13 protein-coding genes are annotated in these 15,800 nt (G+C 66.8%); 12 read left to right on the forward strand and 1 reads right to left on the reverse strand.

Going from position 1 to position 15,800, the window contains the following annotated elements; translation table 11 throughout:
• Positions 1-30 precede the first annotated feature (30 nt).
• On the forward strand, positions 31-426 hold the full coding sequence (locus tag ACIQC0_RS12580; protein WP_377214731.1) for a hypothetical protein: 396 nt from the start codon (positions 31-33) through the stop codon (positions 424-426).
• Here the strand turns inward: ACIQC0_RS12580 and ACIQC0_RS12585 are convergent.
• Positions 351-1,292 carry a DMT family transporter gene (locus tag ACIQC0_RS12585; RefSeq protein ID WP_400535277.1) on the reverse strand — a complete coding sequence of 314 codons (942 nt, stop codon included), beginning with the start codon at positions 1,290-1,292 and terminating at the stop codon, positions 351-353. The two genes, ACIQC0_RS12580 and ACIQC0_RS12585, sit on opposite strands and share 76 nt — an antisense overlap.
• Positions 1,293-1,519: 227 nt before the next feature.
• On the opposite strand from ACIQC0_RS12585, the gene groES reads away from it, so the two are divergent.
• The 11 genes from groES (at position 1,520) to guaA (ending at position 15,714) form a co-directional block, all read left to right on the forward strand.
• Complete coding sequence (gene groES, locus ACIQC0_RS12590; RefSeq protein WP_003805290.1) at positions 1,520-1,813, forward strand: co-chaperone GroES; 294 nt, start codon at positions 1,520-1,522, stop codon at positions 1,811-1,813.
• 79 nt (positions 1,814-1,892) lie between these two features.
• Positions 1,893-3,503, forward strand: a complete 1,611-nt coding sequence (gene groL / locus ACIQC0_RS12595; protein ID WP_400535279.1) for a chaperonin GroEL — start codon at positions 1,893-1,895, stop codon at positions 3,501-3,503.
• Positions 3,504-3,625: 122 nt separating this feature from the next.
• Positions 3,626-5,149, forward strand: coding sequence for an ATP-dependent DNA ligase (locus ACIQC0_RS12600; protein WP_400535281.1), 1,524 nt, complete (start codon positions 3,626-3,628; stop codon positions 5,147-5,149).
• Between the two features lie 101 nt (positions 5,150-5,250).
• Positions 5,251-7,353: an acyltransferase family protein gene (locus tag ACIQC0_RS12605; RefSeq protein WP_400535283.1), complete on the forward strand. Its 2,103-nt coding sequence runs from the start codon at positions 5,251-5,253 to the stop codon at positions 7,351-7,353.
• 216 nt (positions 7,354-7,569) lie between these two features.
• The gene (gene guaB, locus ACIQC0_RS12610; RefSeq protein WP_377214736.1) at positions 7,570-9,081 is read left to right on the forward strand and encodes an IMP dehydrogenase; all 1,512 of its coding nucleotides are present in this window, start codon (positions 7,570-7,572) and stop codon (positions 9,079-9,081) included.
• A gap of 88 nt (positions 9,082-9,169) precedes the next feature.
• Complete coding sequence (locus ACIQC0_RS12615; protein ID WP_377214737.1) at positions 9,170-10,306, forward strand: GuaB3 family IMP dehydrogenase-related protein; 1,137 nt, start codon at positions 9,170-9,172, stop codon at positions 10,304-10,306.
• Between the two features lie 77 nt (positions 10,307-10,383).
• Positions 10,384-12,123 carry a glycerol-3-phosphate dehydrogenase/oxidase gene (locus ACIQC0_RS12620; protein ID WP_400535286.1) on the forward strand — a complete coding sequence of 580 codons (1,740 nt, stop codon included), beginning with the start codon at positions 10,384-10,386 and terminating at the stop codon, positions 12,121-12,123.
• 42 nt (positions 12,124-12,165) lie between these two features.
• A complete protein-coding gene (locus ACIQC0_RS12625) occupies positions 12,166-12,654 on the forward strand; it encodes a PTS sugar transporter subunit IIA (protein ID WP_377214739.1) in 489 nt (162 codons plus the stop codon).
• 58 nt (positions 12,655-12,712) lie between these two features.
• Complete coding sequence (locus ACIQC0_RS12630) at positions 12,713-13,552, forward strand: SURF1 family protein (RefSeq protein WP_400535288.1); 840 nt, start codon at positions 12,713-12,715, stop codon at positions 13,550-13,552.
• Positions 13,549-14,052 carry a DUF3817 domain-containing protein gene (locus tag ACIQC0_RS12635; protein WP_377214741.1) on the forward strand — a complete coding sequence of 168 codons (504 nt, stop codon included), beginning with the start codon at positions 13,549-13,551 and terminating at the stop codon, positions 14,050-14,052. The genes ACIQC0_RS12630 and ACIQC0_RS12635 overlap by 4 nt, the downstream gene beginning before the upstream one ends.
• A gap of 72 nt (positions 14,053-14,124) precedes the next feature.
• Positions 14,125-15,714 (forward strand): glutamine-hydrolyzing GMP synthase, encoded by a 1,590-nt coding sequence (gene guaA / locus ACIQC0_RS12640; RefSeq protein WP_400535290.1) that lies wholly within the window; start codon positions 14,125-14,127, stop codon positions 15,712-15,714.
• The last annotated feature ends 86 nt before the right edge of the window (positions 15,715-15,800 follow it).

Raw genomic sequence — 15,800 nt, forward strand, 5'->3', positions numbered from 1 at the left:
ATCACGCCCGATGCCGATAGGGTTGATGGCATGAACGACGCAGCGGGTCCCCGGCAGGACGGAATGAACGGTTCAACGGGCAGCGGAGCCCCGCGTAGAGGACCGGCCCGGGTTGCCCGGCCGGTGCTCATCGCCGGCGCCACGGTGGCCGTGGTCTGCGTGGCGCTCCTGGTCATCATCTTCATGCTGGACGCGTTCAACGCCACCGTCTACTCCGTGGGCGGCAACAGCATCCAGGATGATACGCAGGAGGCCCAGGACATCCGCGGACTGTACACCGGTGCCCGCGTGGGCAGCATCGTGGTCCTGGTGGTGTCGCTGCTGGCGGCCGCCGCGGCCGCCGTCGTGCTTTACCGCGGACGCGGCGCGGGAGCAGGGGACGACGACGCCGACGAGGACGTCGACTTCGAGGACCTGGGCCGCTGAGGCCCGCCGTGCCGCTGCCCCACGCTGGTCAGGAGCACCCCTGAAATCACCAGGATACCGCCCAGCACCTGCGGCACCGTGATGGGCTGGCCCAGCAGCATCGTGATGATGGCGGTGAACACGGCAATGAGGTTGAGGTAATTTCCGGCATTTGCCGGCGTGGTGCGCTTCAGGGCGAGGTTCCACAACAGGTACGAGCCCAGCGATGGGAAGACCACGATGAATGCCAGGGACCATGCCTCGGCGGGATCGGAGGGCAGGCCTGTGCCCGTGGCGGCCGCGATCGGAGCCAGGACGGCGGCCGCCATGGCCACCTGGACGGCGGTGGATGTGATGGCCGGAAGTGACTGCCGGCGGGCCAGGACCGTGTAGCCGGCCCACATCGTGATGGCGGCGAGGATCAGCAGTTCCCCGGCCTTCAGGGAGAACGTCAGCAGGCGGTGGAGCTCACCGCCGGTGAGGACCAGCAGCACACCCGCCAGGCCCAGCGCTATTCCCAGCCAGCTGACCGGTGCCGGCCGGTCGCGGAAGAGCACTACGGCGAGGATCATGATCAGGGCCGGGTTGGCTGCGGTGACCAGCGAGGCATTCAGGGCGGAGGTGTGCCCCAGGGCGCTGTACAGCAGCAGCGTGTAGCCGGTCATTCCCAGGCAGCTGAGGAGGAGCAGGCGCGGCCACTGCCGCAGGACGGCCCGCCAGTCCGGCCGGTCGATGGCCTGGGCAAGGACCAGCAGCGGCAGCGCGGCCAGCGCCCAGCGCCAGAACGTGAGCTGGAGCGGGGCCATGGTCTCCACGGCGGCATGGCCCACCACGAAGTTGCCGGCCCAGAACAGGGTGGCCAGGGTCAGGTAAATGGCAGCTCGCACCGCTCAAATCTACAGGCCCCAGCGTCCGCCCCATGACGAAAATGCTGGCACTCGCCTTGACCGAGTGCTAACCCGTGCATAGAGTCTTCATTAGCACTCTCCCCAGGTGGGTGCTAACACATGTAGAGCTGCCAGCCAGGCTGCTGCCGGCACCGCGACGACGGTTTGCCAGCCAGGGCGGGAAGCTTTCCAGTCCACGAATTTGCTGACGAAAAGGAGAGGTCCGAGTGTCGGTCTCTATTAAGCCTCTTGAGGATCGTATTGTTGTCCGCCCGCTCGAAGCCGAGCAGACCACGGCTTCCGGCCTGGTGATCCCGGACTCCGCACAGGAGAAGCCCCAGGAAGGCGAAGTTGTTGCAGTAGGCCCCGGCCGCTTCGAAGACGGCAACCGCGTACCTGTTGACGTAGCCGTCGGCGACGTCGTCATCTACTCCAAGTACGGCGGAACCGAAGTCAAGACCGGTGGCACCGAGTACCTCGTGCTGTCCGCCCGCGACGTCCTGGCGATCGTCGTCAAGTAACCTCCGGATCCCCGTGCTGCCGGGCCGGCCTTCGGGCCGGCCTGCGGTGCGGGGTTTCTGTCTTTGAAAGGACACCACCATGGCAAAGCAGCTTGCGTTTGATGACGCTGCCCGCCGGGCCCTCGAGGCCGGCATCGATAAGCTCGCCAACACCGTCAAGGTGACGCTCGGTCCGCGCGGCCGCAACGTCGTCCTGGACAAGAAGTGGGGCGCGCCCACCATCACGAACGACGGCGTGACCATCGCCCGCGAAGTGGAACTGGACGATCCTTACGAAAACCTTGGCGCCCAGCTGGCCAAGGAAGTCGCCACCAAGACCAACGATGTTGCCGGTGACGGCACCACCACCGCCACGGTCCTGGCTCAGGCACTGGTCAAGGAAGGCCTGCGCAACGTTGCCGCAGGTGCGGCTCCCGGCCAGATCAAGCGCGGCATCGAGGTTTCCGTCGAAGCCGTCGCTGCCCGCCTGCTGGAGAACGCCCGCCCGGTCGAAGGCACCCAGGTCGCCAATGTCGCCTCCATCTCCGCCCAGAGCGACGAGGTCGGCGAGCTCCTCGCCGAGGCATTCGGCAAGGTCGGCAAGGATGGTGTGATCACCATCGAGGAATCTTCCACCACCCAGACTGAACTGGTCCTCACCGAGGGCATGCAGTTCGACAAGGGCTACCTGTCCCCGTACTTCGTGACGGACGCCGAACGCCAGGAAGCCGTCCTGGAAGACGCGCTGATCCTGATCAACCAGGGCAAGATTTCCTCCGTGCAGGAATTCCTGCCGCTGCTGGAAAAGGCGCTGCAGAGTTCCAAGCCGCTGTTCATCATTGCCGAAGATGTTGACGGCGAGGCCCTGTCCACGCTGATCGTCAACCGCATCCGCGGCACCCTGAACGTCGTGGCCGTCAAGGCTCCGGGCTTCGGCGACCGCCGCAAGGCCATGCTGCAGGACATCGCCACCCTCACCGGTGCGCAGGTTGTTTCCCCGGAACTGGGCCTGAGCCTGGACACCGTGGGCCTTGAGGTGCTGGGTACCGCCCGCCGCATCACGGTCACCAAGGACAACACCACCATTGTGGACGGCGCCGGCTCCGCGGAGGACGTCGCCGCCCGCGTGGCGCAGCTCCGCGCGGAACTGACCCGCACGGACTCCGACTGGGACAAGGAAAAGCTCCAGGAGCGCCTGGCCAAGCTGGCCGGCGGCATCGGCGTCATCAAGGTCGGCGCTGCCACCGAGGTTGAGCTGAAGGAAAAGAAGCACCGCATCGAGGACGCTGTGTCCTCCACCCGCGCTGCCCTCGAAGAAGGCATCGTGTCCGGTGGCGGTTCGGCCCTGATCCACGCCCTGAAGGCACTGGACGAGGATCCCGCCGTCCAGGCGCTGGAAGGTGACGCAGCTGCTGCCGTCGGCATCGTCCGCCGAGCACTGACCCAGCCGCTGCGCTGGATCGCGCAGAACGCAGGCTTCGACGGCTACGTCATCGTGGCCAAGGTCGGCGAACTGGAAGCCAACCACGGCTTCAACGCCAAATCCGGCGAGTACGAGGACCTGATCGCCGCTGGCGTGATCGACCCCGTCAAGGTGACCCGTGCGGCGCTCCGCAACGCGGCCTCCATTGCGGCCCTGGTCCTCACCACCGAAACCCTCGTGGTGGAGAAGCCGGCCGAGGAAGACGAGCACGCAGGCCACAGCCACTGAGCCGTCAGCCAAGCTAGCAACACTCTGTAACGAAGAACCGGTCCGGCGTCAGCCGGGCCGGTTTTTTTGTATGCCTCCCTTCTCTGCCCCTGTCCCGGTCACCCCGTGGCAGACTGGTGCCCATGCTGCTCGACGAGCTCGTGAAAACCACTGATGCGGTCGCCTCCACACGCTCCCGGACTGCCAAGATCGAAGCACTCGCTGGGCTGCTGGGCCGGCTCGAACCCACGGAGGTCGCCGCCGCCGTCGGCCTGCTCATCGCCAGGCCGCGGCAGGGGCGTGTGGGAGTGGGCTGGCGGGGAGTGTCGGCCGCCAAAGCAACGCCCGCGGCCGAACCGGGCCTGACCATCGCCGACGTCGATGCCGCCCTTGACGGCCTCCTCGGCAGCGTCGGAGCCGGATCCGCCGCGGAGCGCGCCACCACGCTCCGGTCGTTGATGTCGGCCGCAACCGCGCGGGAACAAGCGTTCCTTGCCGGGGTGCTCCTGGGTGAGCTTCGCACCGGTGCCCTGGAAGGCGTACTCATGGATGCTGTCGCCCGCGCCGCCGGTCGTCCCGTCGAAGCGGTGCGACGCGCGGCGATGCTCTCCGGCGACCTGGGCGGCACCGCCCTGCTGGCGCTCACCGGAACGGAAACCGGGCTCAACGGGGTGGGGCTCGTCGTCGGACGCCCCGTGCAGCCCATGCTCGCCGCCACGGCCTCGAGCGTCGGCGCCGCCCTTGAGGCCACCGGGGAGGCTTCGGTGGAATACAAGCTCGACGGCGCCCGCATCCAGGTGCACCGGTCCGGCGATGAAGTACGCATCTACACCCGCACCCTGGCGGAAGTGACGCACCGTCTGCCCGAGGTGGCGGACCTGGTACGGAGCCTCCCGGTGCGCGACGTGATCCTCGATGGCGAAACACTCGCCTTGGGCGAGGACGGTGCGCCGCGGCCGTTCCAGGAGACCATGTCACGCTTCGGGGCGGACCAGGCGCGCTCCACGGTGCTGCATCCGTGGTTCTTCGATGTGCTGCACCTGGACGGCCGGGACCTGCTGGACGAGCCGCTGGCGGAGCGGCTCGCGGTCCTCGAGGGTATCGCACCCGGTCACAGGATTCCCGGGCAGATCACAGCTGACCCGGCGGTGGCCGAAAACGTCTCGCGCCAGGCGCTCGCCGCCGGACATGAGGGGGTGATGGTGAAGGCAGTGGGCTCTTCCTACGCGGCCGGTCGGCGCGGGTCCAATTGGATCAAGGTCAAGCCCGTGCTGACGTACGACCTGGTGGTGCTCGCGTGCGAATGGGGGTCGGGGCGGCGGACAGGGATGCTGTCCAACCTGCACCTCGGCGCGCTCGATCCCACCGGCGAGTTCGGCGAACCCGGCAGCTATGTGATGGTCGGGAAGACCTTCAAGGGCCTCACGGACGAACTTCTGCGCTGGCAGACGGAGCGGTTCCAGGAGATCGAGGTTCGGCGTACGGCAAGCACCGTCTGGGTGGAGCCGGTCACGGTGGTGGAAATAGCGATCGACGGCGTACAGCTGTCCACGCGCTACCCGGGCGGCATCGCCCTCCGGTTCGCCCGGGTCAAGCGCTATCGGGACGACAAATCGCCCGCCGAAGCGGACACCATCCAGACGCTGCGCGCCCTCCTCCGCTCCTGACGGGGAGCCGCTTTTCCCGTGTGATGGTACGGCCCGTTTAGGGGTCGGAGACCCATTTCGGCTAAACTTGAGGGCTTGTGATGGGCTCCGAAGGGTTATCCATGTCGAATCTCAGGACCACAGCAGCGCCGAACGAAGGCGCCATACAGCCGAAAAGCAGCCGCAAACCCGCGTTCCGCCCCGAGGTGCAAGGCCTGCGCGCCCTTGCGGTCCTCATGGTGGTGGCCTACCACGTTTGGCTGGGCCGGGTGTCCGGCGGCGTAGACGTCTTCCTCCTGATCTCGGCGTTCCTGCTGACCCTGTCGTTCGTCCGGAAGGCCGAGTCCGGCAGCCCGTTCCGGCTCGCCGCGCACTGGCTGCACCTGTTCAAGCGGCTGCTGCCCGCCGCCGTCGTGGTGATCCTCGGCGCGCTGGCAGGGACCTGGCTCTTCCTGCCGCAAAGCCGCTGGCCGGACATCCTGGACCAGGCCTGGGCTTCCCTCCTGTACCGCCAGAACTGGCTGCTTGCCGACACTGCCGTGGACTACTACGCCCAGGAGCACGCCGGCGCCAGCCCGCTGCAGCACTTCTGGTCCCTGTCGATTCAGGGGCAGGTCTTCATTCTCTGGCCCCTCATCCTGGCTGGCTGCGCCGCCCTTCTCCCGCTGCTGCGGCGACTTCCTGAGCGTGTCCCCGGTGCCCGACTGGCTGCTTCCCGCCTGACCTACCGCGGCCTGCTGGCGCTCGTGTTCGGAACCGTTTTTGCTGTCTCGCTTACCTATTCCGTGGAGCAGACGGCCACCAACCAGGCCTACGCATACTTCGACACCAGGACCCGGTTGTGGGAGTTTGCCCTGGGTTCGTTGCTGGCTTTGTCGCTGCCCTACCTGAAGCCGGGGAAGGCTGTCCGGGTCATCTTGGGCTGGGCAGGCGTCGCCGCGATGGTGGCCTGCGGACTCCTCCTCACGGTGGACCGCTCGTTCCCTGGGTTCGTTGCCCTGTGGCCCACCGTCGCCGCCGCCGCGGTCATTGTGGCAGGCAAGAGCGGCAGCCGGTTCGGGGTGGACAGGATCCTCAGCAGCCGGCCCCTGGTGGCGCTCGGCGACAACTCTTATGCCCTCTACCTGTGGCATTGGCCCATCCTGGTTCTTTCGCTCGCCGCCACGGGTGTGCAGGACCCCAACCTTTCGCAGGGACTGTGGATCGTGGGCGCATCCATTGCGTTGGCGGTGCTGACCACGCGCTTTGTGGAAAAGCCCCTTCGTGACTGGCACTGGCCGCAGCGTCGCACCTGGCGGAATGCCGTCGTCGTCGTGGCCTGCGGGGCCCTCCTGGCGGGCCCCGTGGCCGTCTGGCAAACCACGCTCAGTGCCGAGGAAAGCGCGACGGCGGCCCAGCCCAAGGAGCTCACGCCGGGTGCCGCCGCACTCAGCCCGGAGAACGTCGGGCAGCCCGTCCCGGAGGCACGGACCATTCCGGGGCCCACCGCGCTGGACAATGACTGGGCGGGTATCAGCGATCCGTGCGTCGGCGACAACGCAACGGACGATCCCATCCTCGAGGGCTGCCGCCAGCAGCTGCCGGAGGGCGACATCACCAAGCGGATCGTGGTGCTGGGCGACTCCCACTCCCAGCAGTACCTGGCCGCGCTGGAGCCGCTGGCCGCCGAACGGGGTTGGCAGCTGGTCACCCTCCTGATGCCCGCCTGCCGTTTCGGCGCCGAGTCGGATGCGCGGAACGAGGAATGCAACGCCTATAACAGTGCCGCTTCCTCCTACGTCCTGGAGCGCCGGCCGGATGCGGTCTTCACTGTTGCCTCGCTGACCCACGAGCTGGCGCCGTACGAGACGGACGTGCCCGGCTACCTGGAAGGCATCCGGCCGTTTGCGGATGCCGGGATCGAGATCATCGGGATCCGCGACAACCCACGGTTCACCTTTAACATGCCCGAGTGTGCCCAGCGCAGCGGCGCCGAGGCACCTGAGTGCAACCCGCCCCTGGGCGAATCCCTGGCTGAGCCGTCGCCGCTGGAGAATTACCGCGGCAAGGTCAAGGGCCTCCACCTGATGGACATGAGCGACTTTATCTGCGCGGATGGCGTGTGCCCGGCGGTGGTCGGAAACATCTACGTGTATAAGGATGACAACCACCTGAGCCGGACTTACGTGGAGAGCATGGCGCCGATGTTCAAGGAGCGGCTGCTCGCGGCCACGGGCTGGAAGTAGGCCGGATTCCGCGCAGCCCGGTGGGGTTGCTCACATCAGCTGTGCGGAATAGGGGGATCGGCCCCAAGGTTCTAATATTTACTCAACACTTCCTGCCCCGGACCTGCCCGCAGGCCCTGGACAGTGCCGACCTTCTGCACAGGCCAGTCCCGTAATGACGGGCTGGTCATCAGCTGCAACCCCTACCCGCCAGCAACCAAGGTAAGAGGCGCACTCATGACCGAGCCCGAACACAACCCATTTGGCTTCATTGGCCTGACCTACGACGACGTCCTGCTGCTTCCCGGCCACACCGACGTCATCCCGTCCGACGCCGACACCTCCTCCCGGATTTCCAAGCGGATCACGGTCCAGACCCCGCTGCTGTCGGCAGCGATGGACACCGTCACCGAATCCCGGATGGCCATTGCCATGGCCCGCCAGGGCGGCCTCGGTGTGGTGCACCGCAACCTTTCCATCGCGGACCAGGCGGACCAGGTGGACCGGGTTAAGCGCAGCGAATCCGGCATGATCACCAACCCGCTGACTATCCGTCCGGAGGCCACGCTGCGGGAACTGGACGACCTGTGCGCGCAGTACCGCGTGTCCGGCCTGCCCGTGGTGGACCAGGACAACCGGCTGCTGGGCATCGTCACCAACCGGGACACGCGGTTCGTTCCGGAATCGGATTTCCCGCTCCGGCTGGTCAGCGACGTCATGACCAAGATGCCCCTGGTCACCGGACATGTGGGCATCAGCCGTGAGGAAGCCTCGCACAAGCTGGCCACCAACAAGATTGAGAAGCTGCCGCTGGTGGACGACCAGGGCCGCCTTAAGGGCCTGATCACTACCAAGGACTTCACCAAGGCTGAGCAGTACCCGCTGGCCACCAAGGATGACGAAGGCCGCCTCCGCGTGGGTGCCGCCATCGGCTTCTTCGGCGATGGCTGGGAGCGCGCCATGGCACTGGTTGACGCCGGCGTGGACGCACTGTTCGTGGACACGGCCAACGGCCACTCCCAGGGCGTGCTGGACATGATCCGACGGCTCAAGTCGGACCCCGTCGCTGCCCACGTGGATGTCATCGGCGGCCAGGCGGCCACCCGTGAAGGCGCCCAGGCACTGATCGATGCCGGTGCGGACGGCATTAAGGTGGGCGTCGGCCCTGGCTCCATCTGCACCACCCGCGTGGTGGCCGGCGTCGGCGTGCCGCAGATCACCGCCATCTACGAGTCCGCCAAGGCAGCGATTCCTGCCGGAGTTCCCCTGATTGCCGACGGCGGCCTGCAGTATTCGGGCGACATCGGCAAGGCGCTGGTCGCTGGAGCCGACACCGTCATGCTGGGTTCCCTCCTCGCCGGCTGCGATGAGTCCCCGGGCGAGTTGATCTTCGTCAACGGCAAGCAGTTCAAGTCCTACCGCGGCATGGGATCGCTGGGCGCCATGCAGTCCCGCGGCAAGAACACGTCCTACTCCAAGGACCGCTACTTCCAGGCCGACGTCTCCGGCGATGACAAGCTTATCCCCGAAGGCATCGAGGGGCGCGTGGCCTACCGTGGGCCGCTGGCCTCCGTGGCGTACCAACTGGTGGGCGGCCTTCGCCAGACCATGTTCTACACCGGAGCACCCACGGTGTCGGAGCTCAAAGCGCGCGGCAAGTTTGTCCGCATCACCCCGGCAGGCCTGAAGGAATCGCACCCGCACGACATCCAGATGACAGTGGAGGCGCCGAACTACGGTTCGCGCTGACCCTGTTCCGGCCTACACCTAAGGGGCCCGCTTCCGCTGGAAACCAGCCGAAGCGGGTCCCTTCGGCATGGTCAAGTAAAGTGGTCACGTGACTTACGAGATCGAGATCGGCCGTGGCAAGCGTGGGCGTCGTGCCTACTCCCTGGATGACATTGCAATCGTCCCCAACCGTCGCACCCGCGACCCCAAGGACGTCTCCGTCTCCTGGCAGATTGATGCCTACCAGTTCGGCATGCCGGTAATCGGCGCCCCGATGGACTCTGCAATGTCTCCGCAGACGGCCATCGCGCTGGGCCGCCTCGGCGGACTCGGTGTCCTGGACCTCGAAGGCCTCTGGACCCGCTACGAGGATCCGCAGCCCGTCCTGGACGAAATCGCGCAGCTGGAGGATGAGACAAACAGCCCCGCCGTGACCCGCCGGATGCAGGAACTCTATAAGGCACCCATCCAGCCTGAACTGATTACCTCGCGCCTTGCGGAAATGCGCGACGCCGGCGTGACGGTAGCGGGGTCGCTCACCCCGCAGCGCACCCAGGAGCACTACAAGACCGTGGTGGCCGCCGGCGTCGACATCTTTGTCATCCGCGGCACCACCGTCTCCGCTGAGCACGTCTCCAAGGACCACGAGCCGCTGAACCTCAAGCAGTTCATCTATGAACTCGACGTTCCCGTGATCGTGGGCGGCGCGGCCGGCTACACCCCCGCCCTGCACCTCATGCGCACCGGTGCGGCCGGCGTCCTGGTCGGCTTCGGCGGCGGCGCCACCACAACCACCCGCCGCGCCCTCGGCATCCACTCGCCCATGGCCTCCGCCATCTCGGACGTCGCGGCGGCCCGCCGCGACTACATGGACGAGTCCGGCGGCCGCTATGTCCACGTGATTGCCGACGGCGGCATGGGCACCTCGGGCGACATCGTCAAGGCCATCGCCATGGGCGCCGACGCGGTCATGCTGGGCAGCGCCCTCGCCCGCGCCGAGGAAGCACCCGGCAAGGGACGGCACTGGGGACAGGAAGCGCACCACCTGGAACTTCCCCGCGGCGACCGCGCCAACGTGGGCACTGTGGGACCGCTCGAGGAAGTGCTGTTCGGGCCGGGGCACCACACAGACGGCACGTCCAACCTCATCGGCGCACTGCGCCGTTCCATGGCGACCACAGGCTACTCGGACCTGAAGGAATTCCAGCGCGTCGACGTCGTGGTTTCCCCGTACCAGGGGAACTGACGCAGCGGAGGCCACAAGCGCCCCGGAAACAAGTAGTGTGGGTTTACTACCGGCACTAGGGGTACTGGAGGCGTTCCATGCAGACTGTCCGCGGAAACGGCGGGACACTGGGTCCCGAAGCCAGGGAAGCTGCCATCCAGCGGCTGCGCGAGACGGCGCAGCCCGGCAGGGAACTGGACATCCTCATCGTCGGCGGCGGCATCGTGGGTGCCGGTGCCGCGCTCGACGCCGTGACCCGCGGGCTCAACGTGGGAATCGTCGAAGCGAACGACTGGGCTGCAGGCACCTCATCGCGTTCGTCCAAACTGATCCACGGCGGCCTGCGCTACCTGGAAATGCTGGACTTCGCGCTGGTCAAGGAAGCGCTCCAGGAGCGGGGACTGCTGCTCTCCGAACTTGCCCCGCACCTGGCCAGGCCGGTCCCCTTCCTCTACCCCCTGACCAAGCCGTTTGTCGAGCGGCCCTACGTCGGCGCGGGTATTGCCCTGTATGACGCCATGTCCGTCTCCAGCGGCCACAGCAGGGGAGTGCCCTTCCACAAACACCTGACCAGGCGCGGGACACTGCGGGCAGCACCCAGCCTGAAGGACGACGCCTTCGTGGGAGCCATCCGGTACTACGACGGCCAGGTGGACGACGCCAAGTACGTGGCCAACCTGGTCCGGACGGCCGCGCATTACGGTGCGCACGCCGTCAACCAGATGGCGGTCGTTGACTTCCTGCGCGAGGGGGAACGGGTGGTCGGCGCCAAGGTGGCCAACCACGAGGACGGCTCGCAGTTCAACATCCGCGCCAAGCAGGTCATCAACGCCACTGGTGTCTGGACCGACGAAACGCAGGCCATGGTCACTGAACGCGGCCAGTTGAAGGTGCGCGCGTCCAAGGGCATCCACCTGGTGGTACCGAGGGACCGCTTCCAGTCCACCGTTGGCCTCATCCTCCGCACGGAGAAATCGGTGCTTTTCGTCATCCCCTGGGGCAGGCACTGGATCATCGGCACCACGGACACCGAATGGAACCTGGACAAGGCCCATCCGGCTGCATCCAGCAAGGACATCGACTACATCCTGGAGCACGTGAACCGGGTGCTGAAGCGCCCCCTCACCCGCGAGGACGTCGAGGGGGTGTATGCCGGACTCCGGCCCCTGCTGGCCGGCGAGAACGACTCCACCGCCAAGTTGTCCCGCGAACACGTGGTGGCCCACCCCGTTCCCGGCCTGGTGGTGGTGGCCGGCGGAAAGTGGACCACCTACCGCGTGATGGCCAGGGATGCGGTGGATGAGGCCACGCGGACCCTGGACGAGCGGGTGCCGCGCAGCTGTACCGAGACCATCCCGTTGCTGGGCGCCAGTGGATTCCGGGCCGCCTGGAACCGCAGGAACCGCACGGCAGCCGAATCCGGAGTGCATGTGGCCCGGATCGAGCACCTGCTCAACCGGTACGGCTCACTGACGCCCGAAGTCCTGGCCCTGATCGAGGAAAGCCCTGAACTGGCGGAGCCACTGCCCGGCGCAGACGACTACCTGCAGGCTGAGGCGGTCTACGCGGCCACGCATGAGGGTGCCCGGCACGTCCAGGACGTCCTGACCCGGCGCACCCGGATCTCCATCGAAGCGTGGGACCGCGGCGTCTCCGCAGCTCCGGTTGTCGCTAAACTGATGGGTGACGTCCTGGGCTGGAGCGAAGCGCAGCGCGAAAACGAAGTCCGACACTACATCGCCCGCGTGGACGCCGAGCGCCTGAGCCAGCAGCAGCCTGACGACGAATCAGCGGATGCCGCCCGCCTGGGCGTGGAAGACATCGTCCCGCTTCGCTGAGGGGCCGGCCGCACCAGCTTTTGCCGACTGAAGGGATACGCCTTGGCGGAACCACTAGACCGCTACGATGCCCACCTCACCACTCCCGGGATGGTCATCCTGGAACTGGACGCAACCGATAAGGAAGACGCCGCCGCCCAGTTGGCCCAGCGACTGTTCGACGCCGGCCGGGTGTCCGACCTGGACGGATTCCTCCGTCACGTCAATGCGCGGGAGCACCAGTTGGCCACCGGTCTGCCCGGCGGCATAGGACTGCCGCACGCCCGCAGCGAGTTTGTCTCCCAGACTTCCATCGCGGTGGGCATCACCAAGTACGGCCGGGCCCTCGACTTCGGGGCCGCGGACGGCCCTGCCACCGTGGTCCTTCTCATTGCCACCCCGGCCAGCTCCTTCTCGGACCACCTCGAGGTGCTGGCCACGCTGGCGCGCTCCCTCTCCAAGGAGTCCTTCCGCGAATCCCTGCGCCGCGCCTACGACGCAGAGGTCATCGCCGAACTGATCAACTCCAGCCTGGTATTCTTCGACCACTGACGCTGCCCGGGCTCCTCCCGTTTAGTTGTTCTACAGGAGAACGAAGTACGGTTAAGAGGTGTGGAAAACAGCTCTTAAACCCCGATGGATCGCGGGCTTTGTGTTCGCCATTGCCATCTCCGGGGTCTTTGTGCTGCTCAGCCAATGGCAGTTCGGCCGCTCCACGCAACCCGAGGTCGTGGACAACCCGGCCACCGAGCAGGTCCGGCCCCTGACCGGCACCATCCGGCCCGGCGAGTTCTTTCCGGGCAGCCAAGCGGACCAGATGGTCAGCGCCCGGGGAGCGTACGACCCCCACCGGCAGGTCCTGGTCCCGGACCGCCTAAAGGGTGGAAAACCCGGGTACTGGGTGGTCGCCGCCTTTGCCGTGGACGGCGCACCCCGCCTCAGCGGCGCAGCAGCCACGCCGGCCACCTGGATCCCGGTGGCCCGCGGATGGGTGGCCGATCCCGGTGATGCGGCAGCACCGCCGTCGGGCGTCATTGAACTGACCGGACGCCTCCTGCCCTCCGAAGCGCCCTTGGCCGGAGTGGCGCCCCGGCACGGTGAGGCAACCGCGGTATCGGTGGCCGAGCTGATCAACGACTGGGAAGTCAGCAGCTACCCGGGCTTCATCGCGGCCTCGGCCGAAATGGCCGGCGGCTCGGACGTCAGTGCCGCGGCCGTCAACGGTCCACTGCTTCCGCTGGAGATCGGCCCCCAACCGCCCGCGCAGAAGATCAACTGGCTGAACCTGTTCTACTCGCTCGAATGGGTGGTATTCGCCGGCTTCGCTCTCTTCATCTGGTGGCGCCTGGTCAAGGACGATTACCAGCGGGACCTCGAGGACGCCCTGGACCACGCGCATGCAGGCCCCCCGGCCTCCCCTGACCAACCACAGCAAAAGGCAGACCAATGATCGATCCCAAACCGGCAACCCCCGCCCAGGACGCAGCCACCGCGGCCGGCCGCAAGAAGCGCTTTGGCGGCACCGAGGCCCAAATCCGCTCGGCGCTGAAGTTCTACAAGGTGCTGGCCTACCTGACCGGCGCCATGCTGCTGCTCCTGTGCGCGGAACTGGTGGCCCGCTACGGCTTCGGACAGTACCTCTTTGCGGGCGGCACCAACGCGGTGACCGGCGAACCGTTCGGCTTCGGTTTCGCCGACGCCGAACCCAAGGGAGTGGTCGGCGGGCTGAACCTTTCCGTTACGGTGCTCATCGTGCACGGCTGGATGTACGTGGTGTACCTGATTTCCAACTTCCGGCTGTGGGCCCTGATGCGCTGGCCGTTCCTGAAGCTCGTCCTGCTGGCGCTGGGCGGCGTGGTGCCGTTCCTGTCCTTCATCGTGGAAAAGAAGTTCCACGCCGAAGTCGAGGCTGAATTAGCGGCCAACCCGCAGGCGCCCCGGAGGTACTGACCGGGCGTTCGCTGCGTCACAGCGGGGCCCCTCGAGGTGCGCGGGCATCACGGCGGCCAGTACCCTAGTACGGTGACTACTCCCACTGCATCCCAGACTTCCCAGAAGCCGGTGCTGGTTGTTGACTACGGTGCCCAGTACGCGCAGCTGATTGCCCGCCGCGTCCGGGAAGCGAATGTGTATTCGGAAGTGGTTCCGCATACCTGGTCCACCGAGCAGCTCCTGGCCAAGAACCCTGCCGCCATCATTCTCTCGGGCGGACCTTCCAGCGTCTATGCCGACGGCGCTCCCGCCGTGGGTGCGGACCTCTTCGAGGCCGGCGTCCCGGTCTTTGGCATCTGCTACGGGTTCCAGGCAATGGCCAATGCCCTCGGGGGCAAGGTGGACAAGACCGGCCTGCGGGAATACGGGTCTACCCGGACCACCATCCTGGGCGAGGGCCGTTCAGTGCTGGAGGGCATGCCCCAGGACCAGAACACCTGGATGAGCCACGGCGACTCGGTCCACGAGGCCCCCGCAGGCTTCGAAGTCCTGGCCACCACGGCCGGCGCCGAAGTTGCCGCCTTCGCCAACGAGGAAAAGTGCCTCTACGGCGTGCAGTGGCACCCCGAGGTCAAGCACTCCGCCTACGGCCAGCAGGTGCTCGAAAATTTCCTGTTCAAGGGCGCCAAGCTGGAACCCAACTGGACCACCGGCAACATCCTGGAGGAGCAGGTTGAACGCATCCGCCAGCAGGTAGGGGACGCCCGGGTCATCTGCGGCCTCTCCGGCGGTGTTGACTCCGCCGTAGCAGCGGCCCTGGTACAGCGCGCCGTAGGCGACCAGCTCACCTGCGTTTTCGTGGACCACGGCCTGCTGCGTGAAGGCGAAGCTGAACAGGTTGAGCGCGACTTCGTGGCCGCTACCGGCGTCAAGCTGTACGTGGCCAATGAACAGGAACGCTTCCTGTCCGCGCTGGCTGGCGTGAGCGATCCCGAGACCAAGCGGAAGATCATCGGCCGCGAATTCATCCGCGCCTTCGAAGAAGCCGAATTGGCCATCATCGCCGAAGCCGCCGCGCACGGCGAGAAGATCAAGTTCCTGGTCCAGGGCACCCTGTACCCCGACGTCGTCGAATCCGGCGGCGGCGAAGGCGCGGCCAACATCAAGAGCCACCACAACGTGGGGGGTCTCCCCGAGGACCTCCAGTTCGAGCTCGTCGAGCCGCTGCGCGCCCTGTTCAAGGACGAGGTCCGCGCCGTTGGCGCCCAGTTGGGCCTGCCCCAGGAAATCGTGGGCCGCCAGCCGTTCCCCGGTCCCGGCCTGGGCATCCGGATCGTTGGCGAGGTCACCAAGGAACGACTGGACCTGCTCCGCAAGGCGGACGCCATCGCCCGCGCCGAACTCACCGCCTCCGGCCTGGACCATGAAGTCTGGCAGATGCCGGTGGTCCTCCTGGCGGACGTCCGCAGTGTGGGGGTCATGGGCGATGGCCGCACTTACGGCCACCCCATCGTGCTCCGTCCGGTCTCCTCCGAAGACGCGATGACGGCTGACTGGTCCCGCCTCCCGTACGAGCTGCTGGCCCGGATTTCGAACCGGATCACCAACGAGGTGGAAGGCGTCAACCGGGTGGTGCTGGATGTCACCAGCAAGCCGCCGGGAACCATCGAATGGGAATAGCACGCTGAGTGGCCGGCCTCCGCTGACGGAGGCCGGCCACTGCTGTTTCCCGGTGAAATCCTCGGCAATTTAGGCTGCCGCAGTGT

Origin of the sequence: Pseudarthrobacter sp. NPDC092419 (assembly GCF_044755045.1) — a bacterium.
In the GTDB taxonomy this organism is placed as follows: domain Bacteria; phylum Actinomycetota; class Actinomycetes; order Actinomycetales; family Micrococcaceae; genus Arthrobacter.

Bases quoted from the DNA above. Each gene is read 5' to 3' on its own strand.
- ACIQC0_RS12600 (WP_400535281.1), top strand. From the start codon at position 3,626: ATGCTGCTCGACGAGCTCGTGAAAACCACTGATGCGGTCGCCTCCACA.
- groL (WP_400535279.1), top strand. From the start codon at position 1,893: ATGGCAAAGCAGCTTGCGTTTGATGACGCTGCCCGCCGGGCCCTCGAG.
- ACIQC0_RS12635 (WP_377214741.1), top strand. From the start codon at position 13,549: ATGATCGATCCCAAACCGGCAACCCCCGCCCAGGACGCAGCCACCGCG.
- ACIQC0_RS12605 (WP_400535283.1), top strand. From the start codon at position 5,251: ATGTCGAATCTCAGGACCACAGCAGCGCCGAACGAAGGCGCCATACAG.
- ACIQC0_RS12580 (WP_377214731.1), top strand. From the start codon at position 31: ATGAACGACGCAGCGGGTCCCCGGCAGGACGGAATGAACGGTTCAACG.
- guaB (WP_377214736.1), top strand. From the start codon at position 7,570: ATGACCGAGCCCGAACACAACCCATTTGGCTTCATTGGCCTGACCTAC.
- ACIQC0_RS12620 (WP_400535286.1), top strand. From the start codon at position 10,384: ATGCAGACTGTCCGCGGAAACGGCGGGACACTGGGTCCCGAAGCCAGG.